At 57.7% G+C, this 18,261-nt stretch carries 11 protein-coding genes, 1 tRNA gene and 1 riboswitch; of the genes, 2 read left to right on the top strand and 10 right to left on the bottom strand.

Annotation, left to right across the window (positions count from 1 at the left end; genetic code table 11):
• Nucleotides 1-65: 65 nt before the first annotated feature.
• Entirely contained in the window at nucleotides 66-2,915 is a 2,850-nt protein-coding gene (metH, locus tag BLL52_RS07720; RefSeq protein ID WP_075586118.1) for a methionine synthase, read from the bottom strand.
• Nucleotides 2,916-2,939: 24 nt separating this feature from the next.
• A riboswitch (S-adenosyl-L-homocysteine riboswitch) is annotated at nucleotides 2,940-3,022 on the bottom strand.
• 263 nt (nucleotides 3,023-3,285) lie between these two features.
• Between metH and BLL52_RS07725 the strand changes: the two genes are divergently transcribed.
• Both BLL52_RS07725 and BLL52_RS20740 read left to right on the top strand, forming a co-directional pair.
• Nucleotides 3,286-3,549 (top strand): DUF5710 domain-containing protein, encoded by a 264-nt coding sequence (locus BLL52_RS07725; RefSeq protein ID WP_139313340.1) that lies wholly within the window; start codon nucleotides 3,286-3,288, stop codon nucleotides 3,547-3,549.
• A gap of 111 nt (nucleotides 3,550-3,660) precedes the next feature.
• A complete protein-coding gene (locus BLL52_RS20740) occupies nucleotides 3,661-3,816 on the top strand; it encodes a hypothetical protein (RefSeq protein ID WP_156876193.1) in 156 nt (51 codons plus the stop codon).
• Nucleotides 3,817-3,876: 60 nt separating this feature from the next.
• On the opposite strand, the gene BLL52_RS07730 is transcribed toward BLL52_RS20740, so the two are convergent.
• The 9 genes from BLL52_RS07730 to rpoB form a co-directional block, all read right to left on the bottom strand.
• On the bottom strand, nucleotides 3,877-4,158 hold the full coding sequence (locus BLL52_RS07730) for a type II toxin-antitoxin system RelE/ParE family toxin (protein WP_075586120.1): 282 nt from the start codon (nucleotides 4,156-4,158) through the stop codon (nucleotides 3,877-3,879).
• Nucleotides 4,158-4,352, bottom strand: a complete 195-nt coding sequence (relB, locus tag BLL52_RS07735; RefSeq protein WP_075586121.1) for a type II toxin-antitoxin system RelB family antitoxin — start codon at nucleotides 4,350-4,352, stop codon at nucleotides 4,158-4,160. Before relB ends, BLL52_RS07730 begins: the two co-directional genes overlap by 1 nt.
• 191 nt (nucleotides 4,353-4,543) lie before the next feature.
• A tRNA-Phe gene (locus BLL52_RS07740) sits at nucleotides 4,544-4,619 on the bottom strand.
• A gap of 69 nt (nucleotides 4,620-4,688) precedes the next feature.
• Nucleotides 4,689-5,369 (bottom strand): response regulator, encoded by a 681-nt coding sequence (locus tag BLL52_RS07745; protein WP_075586122.1) that lies wholly within the window; start codon nucleotides 5,367-5,369, stop codon nucleotides 4,689-4,691.
• Nucleotides 5,370-5,408: 39 nt separating this feature from the next.
• Nucleotides 5,409-7,646: a sensor histidine kinase gene (locus BLL52_RS07750; protein ID WP_075586273.1), complete on the bottom strand. Its 2,238-nt coding sequence runs from the start codon at nucleotides 7,644-7,646 to the stop codon at nucleotides 5,409-5,411.
• 32 nt (nucleotides 7,647-7,678) lie between these two features.
• Nucleotides 7,679-8,266, bottom strand: coding sequence for a DUF4390 domain-containing protein (locus tag BLL52_RS07755; protein ID WP_241839071.1), 588 nt, complete (start codon nucleotides 8,264-8,266; stop codon nucleotides 7,679-7,681).
• Nucleotides 8,267-8,288: 22 nt separating this feature from the next.
• Nucleotides 8,289-9,611, bottom strand: a complete 1,323-nt coding sequence (gene rsmB, locus BLL52_RS07760; RefSeq protein ID WP_075586124.1) for a 16S rRNA (cytosine(967)-C(5))-methyltransferase RsmB — start codon at nucleotides 9,609-9,611, stop codon at nucleotides 8,289-8,291.
• A 77-nt stretch (nucleotides 9,612-9,688) separates the two neighbouring features.
• Nucleotides 9,689-13,903, bottom strand: coding sequence for a DNA-directed RNA polymerase subunit beta' (rpoC, locus tag BLL52_RS07765; protein ID WP_075586125.1), 4,215 nt, complete (start codon nucleotides 13,901-13,903; stop codon nucleotides 9,689-9,691).
• A gap of 31 nt (nucleotides 13,904-13,934) precedes the next feature.
• Nucleotides 13,935-18,047, bottom strand: a complete 4,113-nt coding sequence (rpoB, locus tag BLL52_RS07770) for a DNA-directed RNA polymerase subunit beta (protein ID WP_075586126.1) — start codon at nucleotides 18,045-18,047, stop codon at nucleotides 13,935-13,937.
• Between the last annotated feature and the right edge of the window lie 214 nt (nucleotides 18,048-18,261).

Genomic DNA, 18,261 nt, shown 5'->3' on the forward strand with positions numbered 1-18,261 from the left:
ACGTGGCTCACCAAGCTTACAGCCTGCCGCTCAGCTTGCCTGTCGCGGCAGGATTTATGGGACGCTTACAAGTTGGGTGCTAGCAGACGCTGCAGGTCTTTCACCTCCACACCACGCCGCTGCGCCATATCCTGCAACTGGTCTTCGCCAATCTTGCCCACGCTGAAATAGCTGGCCTGCGGGTGGGCCAACATGAAGCCGCTGACACTGGCCGCTGGCGCCATGGCCATGCTGTCGGTCAGGGTCATGCCGATCTCTTCGCATTGCAGCAGCGCAAACAGGGCACGCTTGGCGCTGTGGTCCGGGCAGGCCGGGTAGCCGGGGGCTGGGCGAATGCCCTGGTATTTTTCGGCTATCAGCTGCTGCGGGCTCAATTGCTCGTCAGGCGCGTAGCCCCACAGATCAGTGCGCACCTTGGCGTGCAGGCATTCAGCAAAAGCCTCGGCCAGACGGTCCGCCAGGGCCTTGAACATGATCGCGCTGTAGTCGTCATGGGCGGCTAGAAACTGGGCTTCTTTCTTCTCCACGCCAAGACCAGCGGTCACGGCGAAGAGGCCGATGTAGTCTTGATTTTGTAAGCTTTTTGGGCCTCTAGCCCTTGTACCTTCTGCGTGAGCAGCTACGTGATCGATAGCAATTGATTTGGGAGCCACAAAGTCGGCCAGACAGCGGTTGGGCAGAAAACTGCCATCGTCCTCGGCCTCGCGCACGTTTTGCTGGCGCAGGCCGTACCAGGTCATGGCCACGCTGCTGCGGGACTCATCGGTGTAGAGCTCAATGTCATCACCCACCGCGTTGGCCGGGTACAGGCCCAGCACCGCGTTGGCGCTGAGCCAGCGGCCTTCGATGATCTTTTTCAGCATAGCCTGCGCATCGGCGTAGACCTTTTTGGCTTCCACGCCGACCACCTCGTCTTGCAGAATCGCCGGAAACGGCCCGGCCAGGTCCCAGGTCTGGAAAAACGGGCCCCAGTCGATGAAGCCAGCCAGCTCGCTCAGGTCAAAGTTCTTGAAGACACGCCGGCCGATGAATTTGGGCTTGATCGGTAGCGCCAGCGTCCAGTCGATGGGGGTTTTGTGGCCGCGGGCTTTGGCCAGCGGCCACAGTGGCACCTGCTTTTTATTGGCGTGCTGCTGGCGTACCTTGTCATAGTCGGACTGCAACTCGGCAATATAGGCGCTGGCTTGCTCGCCCAGCAGACTTTGCGCCACGCCCACGCTGCGCGAAGCATCGGGCACATACACCACCGGGCCATCGTAATGCGGCGCAATTTTCACCGCAGTGTGTACCCGGCTGCAGGTGGCACCGCCGATGAGCAGCGGAATCTTTTTGATGCGGAAGTAGTCGTCCTTTTGCATCTCGCCGGCCACATATTGCATCTCTTCGAGGCTGGGCGTGATCAACCCCGAGAGGCCGATGATGTCAGCACCTTCGACCTTGGCGCGCGCCAGAATCTCGTGGCAGGGCACCATCACCCCCATGTTGACCACGTCAAAGTTGTTGCATTGCAGCACCACGGTGACGATGTTCTTGCCAATATCGTGCACGTCGCCCTTGACGGTGGCGATGATGATCTTGCCCTTGGTCTGCACGTCGCGCCCGGCGGCCTCAAAGCGCAGCTTTTCTTCTTCAATGTACGGAATCAGGTGCGCCACAGCCTGTTTCATCACCCGCGCACTCTTCACCACTTGCGGCAAAAACATCTTGCCCTGGCCAAACAGGTCGCCGACGATGCTCATGCCGGCCATCAGTGGGCCTTCAATCACGTGCAGGGGCCGCCCGCCTTTGGCGACGATGGCTTGGTACGCCTCTTCGGTGTCAGCCACGATGAAGTCGGTGATGCCGTGCACCATGGCGTGGCTCAGGCGCTGCTCAACGCTGACGGGCTGCTCGGGCATGCCGCGCCATTCGAGCTTTTTGCTCTCGTCTTTGGCACCGCTTTTGGCGCTGTCGGCAATCTCGACCAGGCGCTCACCCGCAGACAACAGCGGCTCGCCCGGCTTGTAGAAAGGCGTTCTGTTGAGCACCACGTCTTCAACGCGCTCGCGCAGGGTGGGCTCCAGGTCGTCATACACGCCGACCATGCCCGCGTTGACGATGCCCATGTCCATGCCGGCTTTGATCGCGTGGTACAGAAACACGGTGTGAATGGCTTCGCGCACCGGGTCGTTGCCGCGGAAGCTGAAGCTCACATTGCTCACCCCGCCGCTGACCTTGGCACCGGGCAGGTGGGTCTTGATCCAGCGCGTGGCATTGATGAAGTCAACCGCGTAGTTGTTGTGCTCGTCGATGCCGGTGGCAATGGCGAAGATGTTCGGGTCAAAAATGATGTCTTCTGGCGGAAAGCCAACTTCATCCACCAGGATGCGGTAGGCGCGCTCGCAAATGGCAATCTTTCGCTCATAGGTATCGGCCTGGCCCTGCTCGTCAAACGCCATGACCACCGCTGCGGCACCGTAGCGGCGCAACAATTTGGCCTGGTGTTTGAAGGCATCGATGCCTTCTTTCATGCTGATCGAATTGACGACAGCTTTGCCCTGGACGCAGCGCAGACCAGCTTCGATCACACTCCACTTGCTGGAGTCAATCATCACCGGAACCCTTGATATGTCTGGCTCAGAAGCTATCAAATTTAAAAAGCGCACCATGGCCGCCTGGCTGTCAAGCATGGCCTCATCCATATTGATGTCGATGATCTGCGCGCCGTTTTCAACCTGCTGGCGCGCCACGCTCAGCGCTTGGTCAAAGTCGCCGTTCAGAATCATCCGGGCAAACGCTTTGGAACCGGTCACGTTGGTGCGCTCGCCAATGTTGACAAAGGTGGCACTAGGGGCTGCGTCGGCGGCTGCGGCAACGCCAATGCTTAGCGGCTCAAGCCCGGACAACTTCATGGGGGGAACGAGAATTTCAGACATACAACTCACCTGTGGTTTTTAAAAAGCAGGTGAGCGTCGTTGCGGCGGTCTCAAACACATTCCAAGCCTGACGAAATCTTGGTTTCGCTGCAACGCTCCTTGGAGGGCAAGATTTTACCGAAGGCCAGGCGATGGTGATGACCGTGGTGGTATCGACTGCCGCAGCCCGCACTGGAGGCCGGAAACAAGAAAGCCCATCACGTGGACGGACTTTTTAGCAATTTCTGCTGCCCTGGGGCGGAATCGAAACACCGAAACAAGGATTTTCAATTCAAAACACGCCCGAGTTGTCTAGTACGAAAACTTGTAACAGCTTTTTTTAGCGGTTGACCCGCCAAACCCCGTCACGACGTCAATGACAATCCAGCCCATGAGAATCAACCTGACCACCCCGTTCGCAGAGAAGGACCAAGTCAAGGCACTTGGCGCACGTTGGGACGCAAGTAAGAAGCTTTGGTATATCCAGGACGTTGCTGATCTTGAGCCGTTCCGGCGCTGGATACCGAACGGAGCCCCAAATGAAGCCGTGCTGAATATACAGGCTGTAACCGTAACTGGCCCGGCTGGTGTTGCGGATTGCGGCTGCACTGTCCTGCCATGGGACGATTGCGTTCACACGGCTGGCAAACTGTAATGGCACTAAAAATAGACTTCGAGCTTACTGGAACTTAGAGGGCACCGACAACAAAGCCCACCGAACTGCGGCCGAACCCCTACCCCGCTAGTCACTGCTAGTCACTTCGCTATGACCTATCTGGCCATGAAAAAAGCCCCACTCGAAAAAACAAGTGGGGCTTCAATACTGGTGGCCTGGGGCGGAATCGAACCACCGACACAAGGATTTTCAATCCGTACCCAAGCCCTGCAATATGACTGCATTGTCAGCAAATCAACAGCTTAGAGCGGTCTGAACAGCATTAAAACCGCATTATCCCGCTATGCCGTTGACACTTGGTTGACGCTAAACGGGGAACTGCTGGCGAGCATGCAGCACGCGAAGAACCTTGATCGAATCGGCTCCCACCTGGTACACAACAATAAAATTAGGATGCACCACAACCTCCCGACAACCAGGCATGCGCTCGCTTTGGCGATAAAGGTAGGGATGGTCTGAGAGCGGTAGTACGCTATCTTGGATCAACTGCCAAATTCTCTGTGCAGCTATTGGGTTACGCTGCCAAATAAAATCGGTGATTTCTTCCAGATCCGCGTCGGCAGTAGGTGCCCAGATGATGGACAGCATCAGTTGGTCGTGATGCTTTGTTGGCGCAGTCTGGCAAAACGCTCTTGCATACGTCGAGCAACTTCATCGTGTGGGATACCTGGCCGAGTGTCATCCAAGGCTTCTTGAACCTTGGCTCGAAACCACTGGTCATAGCTATCGGCGGCTTCCTGAGTCTCAAACTCAGAAACGATGGGCGACAGAACTGCATTCATAGAAATATGCTAGCACAAACACCCAAAGACGGTGTTGTTCAACGGTTTTTGGTTCACGCATGCAAAGAAGGGCTTCTTCAAGCGAAATTGTCGTTTCAATAATGGATAAAACTTCGGTTGACACTTCGTTCACACCACAAAGAAAAACGGGTTACGCATGACACGTAACCCGTTGATTTCATTACTAATTTTGGTGGCCTGGGGCGGAATCGAACCACCGACACAAGGATTTTCAATCCTCTGCTCTACCGACTGAGCTACCGGGCCTAAGCCGGTCAGTATAGCAGGCTCAGAGGCGATTTCTCAACGAAACAATTTCTGCACAGGCATTGATTGTCAGCTGCGCTTGGTGCGCGCCAAGCTGACGCCGAGTTGTTTGAGTTTGCGGTACAGATGGGTGCGTTCCAGACCTGTTTTTTCGGCAACACGGGTCATCGAGCCGTTTTCCTTGAGCAGATGGAATTCGAAATAGGCTTTTTCGTACTCGTCGCGGCCCTCGCGCAAGGGTTTGTCCAGCATGAAGCTCTGGGTGGCCTGTGGCCCGAGATCGGACGGATTCTCAAACGGCAGTCTGGACGCTTCATCTGCTATGACGTAGCTGTCAGTCCGCTGGATAGCAGCGTCGAAGGGTGGTGCAATAGTTTTGCGCAGCGAGCTACGTGCCAAAGCTTGTTCCACGGCCTTGAGAAGTTTTTGCAAAGTGATGGGTTTTTCCAAAAACGCAATCGCACCGATGCGGGTGGCTTCCACGGCAGTGTCGATGGTGGCGTGCCCGCTCATCATGATCACGGGCATGGTGAGCGTGCCCGCGGCCAACCATTCCTTGAGCAGGGTGACGCCGTCGGTGTCAGGCATCCAGATGTCCAGCAGCACCAGGTCAGGCCGCTCCCGCACGCGTGCTGCGCGGGCTTGCGCTGCGTTTTCGGCCACTTCAACAGTGTGCCCTTCATCGTTGAGGATTTCGCACAACAGATCACGAATACCAAGCTCGTCATCCACCACCAAAATGTTTGCCATGTTGTGCTGCGTCCCTTTAAATGTCAGCCTTTTCCAGCTTCAAACCGATCGTTGCTCCGGTGCACGTTCTATGCCGAATGATAACGACACTTGCGCACCCACCGACTGGCCATCCAGTTGGCGGTTACTGATATCGACCCGTGTACCGTGCTCGTCCGCTATCTTTTTTACAACTGCCAGCCCAAGCCCGGTTCCTTTGTCCTTGGTGGTGACGTAGGGCTCGAAGGCGCGCTTGAGGATGTGATCCGGAAATCCTGTGCCGTTGTCTTGTACCGTCAGACGCACGCGCTGGGAACTGGCCAGCCACTGGGTTTTCAACACCACAGCGCGATCCGGGTCAGCGCGTCCAGCACTCACGGTGGCGTCCTGGGCGTTCTGTAACAGGTTGTGCAGTACTTGGCGCAACTGCTGAGGGTCACCTTGGATTTGTGGGCAAACCGGGTCAAGCTCGGCCAGGATGGGAACTTCGGTGTGCTCATGGGCATACAGAGCGAGCACGTCCTGCGCCAAGGCATTCAGATCGACAGCTTTCAACTCGGCAGCGGGCAGGCGGGCGTAATCGCGAAACTCGTTGACCAGGCGTTTCATGGCGTCCACTTGGTCCACGATGGTTTTGACGGACTTGGTCAGCAGCGCCTGCTCTTGTGCAGCGAGCTTGCCAGTAAGTTTCATCTCCAGCCGCTCGGCAGAGAGTTGAATCGGGGTCAGGGGGTTTTTGATTTCATGCGCCAAACGGCGCGCCACCTCGCCCCAGGCCTGGGCGCGCTGGGCTGAGACGATTTCGGAGATGTCATCAAACACCAGTAGATACTGGTTGCCCGGCAACTCGGCACCGCGGGCGATCAGGGTAAGCGTGTTGTTGCTCGGACGGCCGATGCCGTCCAGGCTGGCGTTACCCAGTTCAAAGGACTGCTGCCAGTGGTCAAGACTGCGTTCCCTGTCAGGCGCGAGAAAGGCGTCAAACTGTTGCTGCACACCTTCGCCAAACGCTGTCAAGCCAGTGATCTCGGCCAGTCTCTGACCCTCGCAAGCGGTCATCGGCAGCTTCAGGATCCGGGTGGCACCCGGGTTCGATGAGATCACGGTGCCATCGGCTTCCAGCACCATGACGCCGGTGGTCAGGTTGTCCAGAATGGTCTGCAGGTTGGCCCGCGCCGCGTTGGTTTGCGACATGCTGACTTGAACCGCCTGGCGAGCATCAAACAGCTGTTGTGTCATGTCTGCAAACGAGCGCGTCAGGCCGTCAAGTTCATCTCTGCCGCGCAGCGACGCTTTGGGCGAGAGGTCGCCAGCCGCCACTTCACGCACACCATCGGCCAGTACCAGCAGCGGGCGCACGATCTGGTTGCCGAGCACCACTGCTAACAGCACACCGCCAAAGACCGCCAAAAACAGGCTGAGTGTGAGTGTGCCGATGTACATACGGCGTAACCCGTCGCGCGCCAGCGCGCGCTCCTGGTACTCGCGGTTGGCTTGGGTCACGGCCAGGGCGTTGTCCACCAATGAGGCGGGTAACTGCTTGGTGGCCAGCAGATAGCGCGCCTCACCCAGACTGCCGACCCCGATGCTGTTGAGCAGGGCTAGGACCTTGATGCGCGCCAGCGCTGGTTGCCCCGCCACGCTTTCCTCCAGGCCCTCGACCCATGAGATGACACGCTGGCCACGTGCAGTACGAAATTGCTGGGGAGACGGTGTGTCTGGTGTCAGCAGGTATCGCGATTGCCCGGCCGCAGCAATCAGCCGCCCGCTAGCGCCCCACAACTGGAGTTCTTCGGCTCCCATGGCATCACGTGCGCGTTCCAGTGGCAGGGCGATGCTGACATCAGCCCGGTCTGCCAATTGCGCTGCGGCTAAACGCGTTTTGCCCACCAGATCGGCAGAAAGTGCTTCCAGTGTGGTTCGCCCGAGATTCAGTCCAGCATCCAGCGCGCCTTCGACTTTGACATCAAACCAGCTTTCAATCGAGCGCGACACAAACTGGTACGAGACCACATAAATCAGTACGCCCGGCATGAATCCCGCCAGGGCAAATACCGCCGCCAGTTTGAGCAGCAAACGGCTGCCGAACTTTTTCTGCCGCAGTCGCTTGATTAAACGGTAAGCAATCCAGCCGATGGCGATTAGTAGCAGGGAGGCTACGACCACGTTGATAGCAAACAGCAGGGTGTAATTGCGCTCGTACAGATCCCGGTTACTGGTGGCTTCAGTCAATAAGAACAGGAGCACCAAACCTATAGCCACCATGGCCGTTAGGCCAAACCCAACGCCCCATCGCATGGCGCGCGATTTCCTTTGCGGGCTGGGGGCGCTCACTTGCTGCGCTCCGGCTCCAGCGGCTGGGAGAGGTTCACGTCCAGCGCCCAGTCGGACTGCCCCAGGGTGCCGATCTGCAGCGGCCGGGGAAGCTGTGAGGTGTCGAGTTCAAAACTAAAGGTGACAAGGTGTTTGACACCGGATTCGATGTTGGTGTCTTCGGCGATCTTCCAGCGCGAGATGCCACGTACAGCGGCCATCGCGTCGTCCAGGCTTTCAAAGTTCTGGCCGAGCGTGAGCCCCTGGGTGGCCTCGGTCATGTCGCCCGAACCCGTGGTGAGGCGCCAGCGGCGCGTGAGCGGGTGGTAGGCCAGGCGAGTTCGCCGTTGCGCGGTGGTGACACTGCGTTTGGTCCAGTACCAGCGCTCGCGCAGCAATTCAGCGCGCGCCAAAAAATAAATGGGGATGCCTTTTTGCAAGGCATCCTCGACCACGGTGGGCAGGGCCAGTCTGAAGCGCGCGGTCAGCAGCAGGTTGCCATCCGAGCGCTCCAGCGTCAGCGAAGGTGTGGTGAAGGCTTCTGACGCGTCGGTTGTAGCCTCGGCAGCCCAGCCCACACCCTGCGTCAGCCACAGCAGAGCCACTGTCAGCAGCCAGCAGTGCAGGCTAGGGAGCAGTCTTTTCGAGAAGGGCATAAAAAAAGCCATCATGGTCATTGCCCGGATTGTCGGTGGGCTCGCCTGACTTCGAGATGGGCGTGGGCAACAAATGTCCCGGGGATGCCAACATTTTGGCCGTGCTGTTGTCGGCAAGAAACGCTGCCACCTGCTCATCGCCCTCGGCGCGGAACACCGAGCAGGTGCAATAGAGCAATCTGCCACCCGGTTTGAGCAAGGGCCACAGGCGTTGCAGGAGGCGCGCCTGAAGGCTTGCCAATTGGGCGATGTCAGTCGCGCGGCGCAGCCAGCGGATGTCAGGGTGGCGGCGCACGATGCCCGATGCAGAGCAGGGTGCATCCAGCAAAATGGCATCGAAGAGTTGGCCGTCCCACCAGCCAGGCACATCGGCGGCGTCCGCCGCAACCACGCGCGCTTGCAGGCCCAGGCGTTGCAGGGTTTGGTGGATGCGCTCACAGCGCACAAGGTCGACATCCAGTGCGGTGACGTCAATATCGGCAATCTCCAGCAGATGGGCTGTTTTTCCGCCCGGTGCAGCGCAGGCATCGAGCACGCGCAGGCCGGACGTGATGGGGAACCCTTGTAGCAGCAAAGGCGCAGCAAGTTGCGCCGCACCGTCTTGTACCGACACCCAGCCCATGCCAAACCCGGGCAACCGCCCAACCGGGCAAGCGCTGGCCAACTGCACACTAAAAGGGCCGACGGCTCTGGCTGCCAACCCGGCATCACGCAGTTTGGCAAGATAGTCTTGCGGTGTGCCATAGCGATCGTTGACGCGCAGCACCATGGGTGCAGGGTGCTCGGCTGCGCTGAGGATGTCTTGCCAATCCTGTGGCCAATCGGCTTTGAGGCGCTCGATCCACCAGACAGGATGGTTCCAGCGTGCAACCGGATCGCGCCCGGACTGCGCCATCAGCGCCTCACGCTCACGCAAAAATCGTCGCAGGCAGGCGTTGACAAAAGCGGCCTGCGGTTTGATGGGGAGGGTTTTTTTGGCGGCCTCCACAGTTTGATTGACCAGCGTGAAAGCGTCGTAGGTGGCGTTCTCCTCGCAACTCAGCAGTGCCAGGGCGGTACACAAGAGCGCATCAACCATGGGGGGCGGGTTGCGCGGTGCCAGCAGCTTGCGCAAAGCCTGGGCACGGCCGAGCGAGCGCAGCACTTCAAAACTCAGGGCTTGCACGCCCGGGCGCAGCGCTGCCTCCACAGCGGCCACCGCCGCCGTGCCAGACTGGCCTTGGCGGATGGCGTATAGCACTTTGGTGGTCGCTTGCAGTTGCCGCCAAAGTGGCTGTCGCTGCTCGTCATTCATAGTGGAAATATCATAAAAAAACGCCTCAAGCCCTTATGTATCGGGCGTGAGGCGCTCTATTTTAAGGAGCATTCAGCTTATTCAGCTGCAGCTCCCTCGCCCAGCTCGGCTTCGCTTTCGCCGGCCAGTTCAGCGGCTTCGGCTTCGGCAATGGCACGGCGCTCGGCGTCGTCCATATTTTCCCGAATGTCGCGTGCTTCGTGGTACGCCATGCCAGTACCGGCCGGAATCAGGCGACCCACAATCACGTTCTCCTTCAGGCCACGCAACTCGTCGCGCTTGCCCATGATGGCCGCCTCGGTCAGCACGCGGGTGGTTTCCTGGAAGGAAGCCGCAGAGATGAACGAATCGGTCGACAACGATGCCTTGGTGATACCCAGCAGCAGGTTGGTGAAGGCGGCAGGCACTTTACCGTCGGCACGCAAGGCGTCGTTGGTATTGAGCATCTCAGAGCGTTCCACCTGTTCACCCTTGATGTAGTTGGAGTCACCCGAGGCCTCGACCACCACGCGGCGCAGCATTTGGCGCACGATCACTTCAATGTGCTTGTCATTGATCTTCACGCCCTGCAAGCGGTACACGTCCTGAACTTCGTCAACTATGTAGCGCGCCAACTCTTCGGCGCCTAGCAGGCGCAGGATGTCTTGCGGGTCAGCCGGGCCGTCGACCACGGACTCGCCTTTGTTGACGATCTGGCCTTCATGCACCAAGATGTTCTTCTCCTTGGGCACCAGTTCTTCCCAGACCTTGCCCTCGGGGTCGGTGATCTGCATGCGAATCTTGCCTTTGGTCTCCTTGCCGAAAGAAATGGTGCCGGTCATCTCGGCCAGCAAACCCTTGTCCTTGGGTGAGCGGGCTTCGAACAACTCGGCCACACGAGGCAAACCGCCGGTGATGTCGCGGGTCTTCTGGCCTTCAACCGGAATGCGCGCCAGCACTTCGCCGGGGCCGACATCCATACCGTCGCGGACCTGCACCAGCGCGCCAATCGGGAAGCCGATCGTCACCGAGTGATCGGTGCCCGGGATCTTGACCTCGTTACCCGAGGCGTCAATCAGCTTGACTTGCGGACGCACCACCTTGGCAGAACCGCGGCGTTTTGGATCAATCACCACCAGGGTCGACAAGCCGGTGACTTCGTCGACTTGCTTAGCCACCGTCAGACCTTCTTCCACATTTTCGAAACGCGCCTTGCCGGCGAATTCGGTAATGATGGGGCGTGTCAGCGGATCCCAGTTGGCCAGAATCGTGCCGGCCTTGATGGCTTGATCGGCTTTGATGGTCAGAATCGCGCCGTAAGGCACTTTATGACGTTCACGCTCACGGCCATGTTCGTCGTGGAGGATGATTTCGCCAGAGCGGGAAATCACCACCAGCTCGCCCTTGCCATTGGTCACATAACGCATGGTGGAGTTGAAGCCGATATTGCCGCTGGACTTCGCTTCCACGCTAGAGGCAATGGCAGCGCGTGAGGCTGCACCGCCAATGTGGAAGGTACGCATGGTCAGCTGGGTGCCGGGTTCACCAATGGACTGAGCGGCAATCACACCGACCGCTTCACCACCGTTCACCAAGCCGCCACGGCCCAGATCGCGGCCGTAGCAGCGGGCACAAATACCAAAGCGGGTTTCGCAGGTGAGCGCGGTGCGCACCTTGACCTCGTCCACGCCAGCAGCTTCGAGCACATCAATCATGTCTTCATCAAGCATGGTGCCAGCCGGGGCCACCACTGACCGGTTTTCCGGATGCAGAATGTCCTCGGCAGCGGTACGGCCCAGAACACGGTCGCGCAGCGACTCAATGGTCTCACCGCCTTCGACTATGGCGCGCATCAGGTAACCGTTGTGTGTGCCGCAGTCTTGCTCGGTCACCACCAGATCTTGCGTCACGTCCACCAGACGACGTGTCAGGTAACCCGAGTTGGCGGTTTTCAACGCAGTGTCGGCCAAGCCCTTACGCGCACCGTGGGTGGAGATGAAGTACTCCAGCACGTTCAGACCTTCACGGAAGTTGGCGGTGATGGGTGTCTCGATGATCGAGCCGTCCGGCTTGGCCATCAAACCGCGCATGCCGGCCACCTGACGAATCTGCGCTGCAGAACCCCGAGCGCCAGAATCGGCCATCATATAGATGGAGTTAAACGACTCCTGCGGCACCTGGTTGCCATGGCGGTCAATGACGGTTTCCTTGGAGAGTTGGCCCATCATTACCTTGGAGACTTCGTCACCCGCTTTGCCCCAGATGTCAACCACCTTGTTGTAGCGCTCACCAGCGGTCACCAGACCTGAGGTGTATTGCTGGGCAATTTCTTTCACCTCTTTTTCAGCGCGCTCGATGATGCCGGGTTTCTCGGTAGGCACCAACATGTCTTCGATCGAGATCGAAATACCGGCACGGGTCGCCAGACGGAAGCCGTATTGCAGCAGCTTGTCGGCAAAAATCACTGTTTCTTTCAAGCCGCACTTGCGGAATGAGGCATTGATCAGGCGCGAGATTTCTTTCTTCTTCAGCGTCTTGTTGATCAACTCGAAAGGCAGACCCTTGGGCAGAATCTCGGACAGTAGGGCGCGCCCAGCAGTGGTTTCCCACAACTTGGTCGACGGCACCAATTCACCGGTTTCCTTGTTCTTGGTGTACTCTGTGAGGCGCACGTTGATGCGTGCACTCATCTCGACTTCACCCGCGTCAAAGGCGCGCTGGACTTCGCTCACGTCCGAGAAGATCAGCCCTTCACCCTTGCCGTTGATACGGTCACGGGTGGTGTAGTACAAACCCAGCACCACGTCTTGCGATGGCACGATAGACGGCTCGCCGTTAGACGGGAACAGCACATTGTTGGAGGCCAGCATCAGCGTGCGGGCTTCCATTTGTGCTTCAACCGACAACGGCACGTGAACGGCCATCTGGTCACCGTCAAAGTCGGCGTTGAAAGCCGCACACACCAGTGGGTGTAACTGAATTGCCTTGCCTTCGATCAGGATCGGCTCAAATGCCTGGATGCCCAAACGGTGCAGGGTAGGCGCACGGTTCAACATCACCGGATGCTCTTTGATGACCTCTTCCAGAATGTCCCACACCACCGGCGTGCCGGTTTCCACTTCCTTCTTGGCGGCCTTGATGGTGGTCGCAATGCCCATGGCTTCCAGGCGCGCAAAGATGAAGGGCTTGAACAACTCAAGCGCCATCAGTTTGGGCAAGCCGCACTGATGCAGCTTGAGCGTTGGGCCGACCACGATGACCGAACGGCCAGAGTAGTCAACGCGTTTGCCCAGCAAGTTCTGACGGAAGCGACCGCCTTTGCCCTTGATCATGTCGGCCAAGGACTTGAGTGCCCGCTTGTTGGCGCCGGTCATGGCTTTGCCGCGACGACCGTTGTCCAGCAAGCTGTCTACCGATTCCTGCAACATGCGCTTTTCATTGCGCGCAATAATTTCTGGTGCTTTGAGTTCCAGCAAACGGCGCAGACGGCTGTTGCGGTTGATCACGCGACGGTACAGGTCGTTCAGGTCGGAGGTCGCAAAGCGGCCACCATCCAGCGGCACCAGCGGACGCAGGTCGGGTGGCAGCACCGGCAACACGTCCAGTACCATCCACTCGGGCTTGATGCCCGATTTTTTGAAGGCTTCCAGCAGCTTGAGGCGCTTGGTGTTTTTCTTGATCTTGAGTTCGGAGCCGCTCGGGTCGTTGCGCAGCTTCTCGATTTCGGACTCGATGTCGAGGTTTTGCAACAGTTCCTTGACGCCTTCGGCACCCATCTTGGCCTGGAATTCGTCGCCGTATTCTTTGAACTTGGCATCGAAGTCATCCTCACTCATGATGCTGAATTTCTTCAGTGGGGTCATGCCGGGATCGGTCACCACGTAAGCTTCAAAGTAAAGCACGCGTTCGATGTCACGCAGGGTCATGTCCAGAACCAAGCCCAAACGGCTGGGCAGGGATTTCAAAAACCAGATGTGCGCGCAAGGTGCCGCTAGGTCTATGTGACCCATGCGCTCACGGCGCACCTTGGTCTGGGTGACTTCAACGCCGCATTTTTCGCAAATCACACCACGGTGCTTCAGGCGCTTGTACTTGCCGCATAAGCATTCGTAATCTTTGATGGGGCCGAAGATCTTGGCACAGAAAAGACCATCACGCTCGGGCTTGAAGGTTCGGTAGTTGATAGTTTCCGGTTTTTTGACTTCGCCAAAAGACCAGGAACGGATCTTCTCGGGCGAGGCCATGCCGATGCGGATCGCATCAAAGTGTTCGTCGGGCGTGAATTGCTTGAACAGGTCGAGTAATGATTTCATGTGGATCAATCCTTAAATGGGGTTCAAACAATCAAGAGCGTTCCAATTCAATGTCCAGACCCAAGGAACGGATTTCCTTGACCAGCACATTGAACGACTCGGGCATACCTGCCTCGATGGAATGTTCGCCCTTGACGATGCTTTCATAAACCTTGGTACGGCCTTGCACGTCGTCTGACTTGACGGTCAGCATTTCCTGCAGTGTGTAGGCAGCACCGTAGGCTTCCAGTGCCCAAACTTCCATTTCGCCGAAACGCTGGCCACCAAACTGGGCCTTACCACCCAGCGGTTGCTGCGTGACCAAGCTGTACGGGCCAGTGGAGCGGGCGTGCATCTTGTCGTCCACCAAGTGGTGCAGTTTCAGGTAATGCATGTAGCCGATGGTGGTGGGGCGCTCAAAGCGGTCACCGGTGCGGCCGTCGTACAGATAAGCCTGTGTACGGGTCTCGGTCAAACCCTTGAGCTTGACGAGGTCGTCCGGGAATGCCAGTGTCAACATCGCACGGATATCTTCCTCAGTCGCACCATCAAACACCGGTGTGGCGAACGGCATGCCAGTCGTCAGGTTTTGTGCCATTTCAAGCAACTGATCGTCGCTCAATTGACTCAGGTCTTCCTTGCGGCCAGTGGTGTTGTAGATTTCTTCGAGGAACTTGCGAAGTTCAGCCACACGCGACTCAGCTTGCAACATGTCGCCAATACGTTGGCCAATGCCCTTGCCAGCCCAGCCCAAGTGAACTTCCAGCACCTGACCTACGTTCATCCGTGACGGCACGCCCAGCGGGTTGAGGACGATATCGCACGGTGTGCCGTCAGCCATATGCGGCATGTCTTCTACCGGCACAATCTTCGAGACCACACCCTTGTTACCGTGGCGGCCGGCCATCTTGTCACCGGGTTGCAGGTGGCGCTTCACCGCCACATACACCTTGACCATCTTCAGCACGCCAGCAGGCAAGTCGTCACCTTGGGTGAGTTTCTTGCGCTTTTCTTCAAAAGCCAAATCGAAGCTGTGGCGGGTTTGCTCATTGGAGTTCTTGATGCTTTCCAACTGCGCTGATACATCATCATCCGCCGGGCGAATATCAAACCAGTGATAGCGGTCCACCGAGGCCAAGTAGGCCTTGTCAATCTTGGTGCCCTTGGCCAGTTTCTGCGGGCCTCCGTTGGCAGCTTTGCCAATCAACAGTTTTTCGATCCGGTCATAAGCATCGTTTTCAACAATGCGCAACTGATCGTTCAAATCGAGACGAAAGCGTTTGAGTTCGTCGTCAATGATCTGCTGGGCGCGGCGGTCACGCACAATGCCCTCACGAGTGAATACCTGCACGTCGATAACGGTGCCTTGTGAGCCTTGGTCGACGCGCAGCGAGGTGTCTTTCACATCGCTGGCTTTTTCGCCAAAAATGGCGCGCAACAGCTTTTCTTCAGGTGTCAGTGTGGTCTCGCCCTTGGGGGTGACCTTGCCCACCAGCACATCGCCGGGTTGCACTTCGGCACCCACGTAAATGATGCCGGATTCGTCCAGACGGTTGAGTTGTTGCTCGCTCAGGTTCGGAATGTCACGGGTGATTTCTTCTGCGCCAAGCTTGGTGTCGCGTGCCATCACCACCAGTTCTTCAATGTGGATCGAGGTGTAGCGGTCTTCCGCCACCACGCGCTCACTGATCAAAATCGAGTCTTCAAAGTTGTAGCCGTTCCAGGTCATGAAACCAATCAGCATGTTCTGGCCCAGAGCCAGTTCACCCAGATCGGTGGAGGCACCATCGGCAATCACATCACCCTTGTCGAGTTTGTCGCCCTTTTTGACGATGGGACGCTGGTGGATGTTGGTGTTCTGATTAGAACGCTGGTATTTGATAAGGTTGTAAATGTCCACGCCGACTTCGCCAGCTTGTGCCTCAGCATCATTCACCCGAACCACCACCCGGGTTGCATCGACATAGTCGACCACACCACCGCGGTTGGCTGTCACCACGGTGCCGGAGTCAGTGGCGGCAACGCGCTCAATGCCCGTGCCAACCATGGGCTTTTCCGGACGCAATACCGGCACAGCCTGACGTGACATGTTGGCACCCATCAAGGCGCGGTTGGCGTCATCGTGCTCCAGGAACGGCACCAGGGAGGCAGCTACCGAGACGATCTGCGCGGGGGAAACGTCCATGTACTGTACGCGCTCGGCACTCACCAAAATGGATTCACCATCTTCACGCGCGGAAATGAGGTCACCCGTCAGGCAGCCTTCCTTGTCAAGAGCGGCATTCGCTTGGGCGATGACGTACTTGCCCTCCTCAATGGCTGACAGGTAGTCAATGTCCATGGTCACTTTGCCGTCGACCACGCGGCGGTACGGCGTCTCGATGAACCCATAGTCATTCAAGCGGGCATACAGTGCCAGCGAGTTGATCAGGCCGATATTCGGGCCTTCGGGCGTCTCAATGGGGCAAACACGACCGTAGTGGGTGACGTGCACGTCACGCACCTCGAAGCCGGCACGTTCACGTGTCAAACCACCTGGGCCAAGAGCCGATACGCGGCGCTTGTGGGTGATTTCAGACAACGGGTTGGTCTGGTCCATGAACTGCGACAGCTGCGACGCACCAAAAAATTCCTTGAGCGCGGCAGAGATCGGCTTGCTGTTGATCAGATCATGCGGCATCAGGGGCTCTTGTTCCGCCTGACCCAGACGCTCTTTCACCGCCTTTTCGATCCGGGCCAAGCCCATGCGGTACTGGTTTTCGGCGAGTTCACCCACGCAGCGCACGCGACGGTTACCCAGATGGTCAATGTCATCGACTTCACCATGGCCGTTGCGCAGATCCACCAGAATCTTGACCACAGCCAGGATGTCTTCGTTGGTGAGAACCATCGGGCCGGTGGACTCAGGACGGCCCATCTTGGCGTTGAACTTCATACGACCCACGCGGGACAGATCGTAGGTGTCGGGGTTGTAAAACAGGCGCTGAAACAGCGCTTGCACTGCGTCTTCCGTGGGCGGCTCGCCGGGGCGCATCATGCGGTAGATGGCAACTCGCGCAGCAAATTCGTCAGCTGTTTCATCTGTACGCAGGGTCTGCGAGATATACGCACCCTGGTCCAGTTCATTGGTGTAGATGCAGGCCAGATCCTGCACGCCAGAGGTGCGCAGCTTCTTCAGCAGTGCTTCGGTCAACTCCTCATTGGCCTTGGCCAGAATTTCGCCGGTCTCACCATCGACCACGCTGCGTGCTACCACGCGACCGATCAGGAAGTCTTCCGGCACCGACACATGTGTCGTTTCGCTTTGCTCCATCTCTCGGGTATGGCGGGCGGTGATGCGCTTATCTTTGGCCACAATGACCTTGCCGCTCTTGTCGGTGATGTCGAAGCGGGCGATTTCACCCCGCAGACGCTCGGCCACAAATTCCATTTGGGCGCCGCTGTCCATCAGACGGAAGTTGTCGTTGACGAAGAAGTTGGCCAGAATCGATTCATGGTTCAGACCAATGGCCTTCAGCAGGATCGTCACCGGCATCTTGCGGCGACGGTCAACGCGGAAATACAGGATGTCTTTCGGATCAAACTCAAAGTCGAGCCAGGAACCACGGTAGGGGATGATGCGCGCCGAGAACAGCAATTTGCCCGAACTGTGCGTTTTGCCCTTGTCGTGCTCAAAAAACACGCCAGGTGAGCGGTGCAACTGCGACACGATCACGCGCTCGGTGCCGTTGATGACAAAGGAGCCTTTGTCGGTCATCAGGGGCACTTCGCCCATGTAAACCTCTTGCTCTTTGACCTCCTTCACCACCTTGTTTTGGGTGGTGGACGATTCGCGGTCATAAATGATCAGTTGCACCTTGGCGCGAACGGCAGAGGCATAGGTTAAGCCACGGGTTTGGCACTCACGCACGTCAAACGCTGGTTTGGCCAGGTTGTATTCGAGATACTTCATCTCGACAAAACCATTGTGGGAAACGATCGGGAAGGCAGCGCTGAACGCGGCTTGCAGGCCTTCGGTCGAACGCTTTTTGGGCGCTACATCAGACTGGAGAAACGCGGTGTAGGCGTCTTTTTGCATCTGCAACAGGTAAGGGATTTCCAGCACGCTGTCGCGAGTGCCAAAATTTTTACGAATTCGTTTGCGTTCGGTGTATGAGTAAGCCATGAAATCTCCGGGCAACTGAGGAACCTGGTGGGTCCTGGACGACTATTTCTTGGTGATTGGCCGCTACCAATCTATGGCGGACAGTTGCACATTGCATGCAACCCGAACCAAGGCATCTTCTTCTGTCGGGATGAGAAGACACTGAAAAACGTTCAACTACAACGTTTTGCGGTGTGTTCTATAGAAACACCAAAGGCTGGAGGCCTGTCGTGGC

Source organism: Rhodoferax antarcticus ANT.BR, from assembly GCF_001938565.1.
GTDB classification, from domain to species: domain Bacteria; phylum Pseudomonadota; class Gammaproteobacteria; order Burkholderiales; family Burkholderiaceae_C; genus Rhodoferax; species Rhodoferax antarcticus.

Coding starts and splice junctions, on each gene's coding strand:
- rpoB (WP_075586126.1), bottom strand. CDS start 18,047: ATGGCTTACTCATACACCGAACGCAAACGAATTCGTAAAAATTTTGGC.
- BLL52_RS20740 (WP_156876193.1), top strand. CDS start 3,661: ATGACCTATCTGGCCATGAAAAAAGCCCCACTCGAAAAAACAAGTGGG.
- rsmB (WP_075586124.1), bottom strand. CDS start 9,611: ATGAATGACGAGCAGCGACAGCCACTTTGGCGGCAACTGCAAGCGACC.
- relB (WP_075586121.1), bottom strand. CDS start 4,352: ATGAATGCAGTTCTGTCGCCCATCGTTTCTGAGTTTGAGACTCAGGAA.
- metH (WP_075586118.1), bottom strand. CDS start 2,915: ATGTCTGAAATTCTCGTTCCCCCCATGAAGTTGTCCGGGCTTGAGCCG.
- rpoC (WP_075586125.1), bottom strand. CDS start 13,903: ATGAAATCATTACTCGACCTGTTCAAGCAATTCACGCCCGACGAACAC.
- BLL52_RS07745 (WP_075586122.1), bottom strand. CDS start 5,369: ATGGCAAACATTTTGGTGGTGGATGACGAGCTTGGTATTCGTGATCTG.
- BLL52_RS07750 (WP_075586273.1), bottom strand. CDS start 7,646: ATGCGATGGGGCGTTGGGTTTGGCCTAACGGCCATGGTGGCTATAGGT.
- BLL52_RS07725 (WP_139313340.1), top strand. CDS start 3,286: ATGAGAATCAACCTGACCACCCCGTTCGCAGAGAAGGACCAAGTCAAG.
- BLL52_RS07730 (WP_075586120.1), bottom strand. CDS start 4,158: ATGCTGTCCATCATCTGGGCACCTACTGCCGACGCGGATCTGGAAGAA.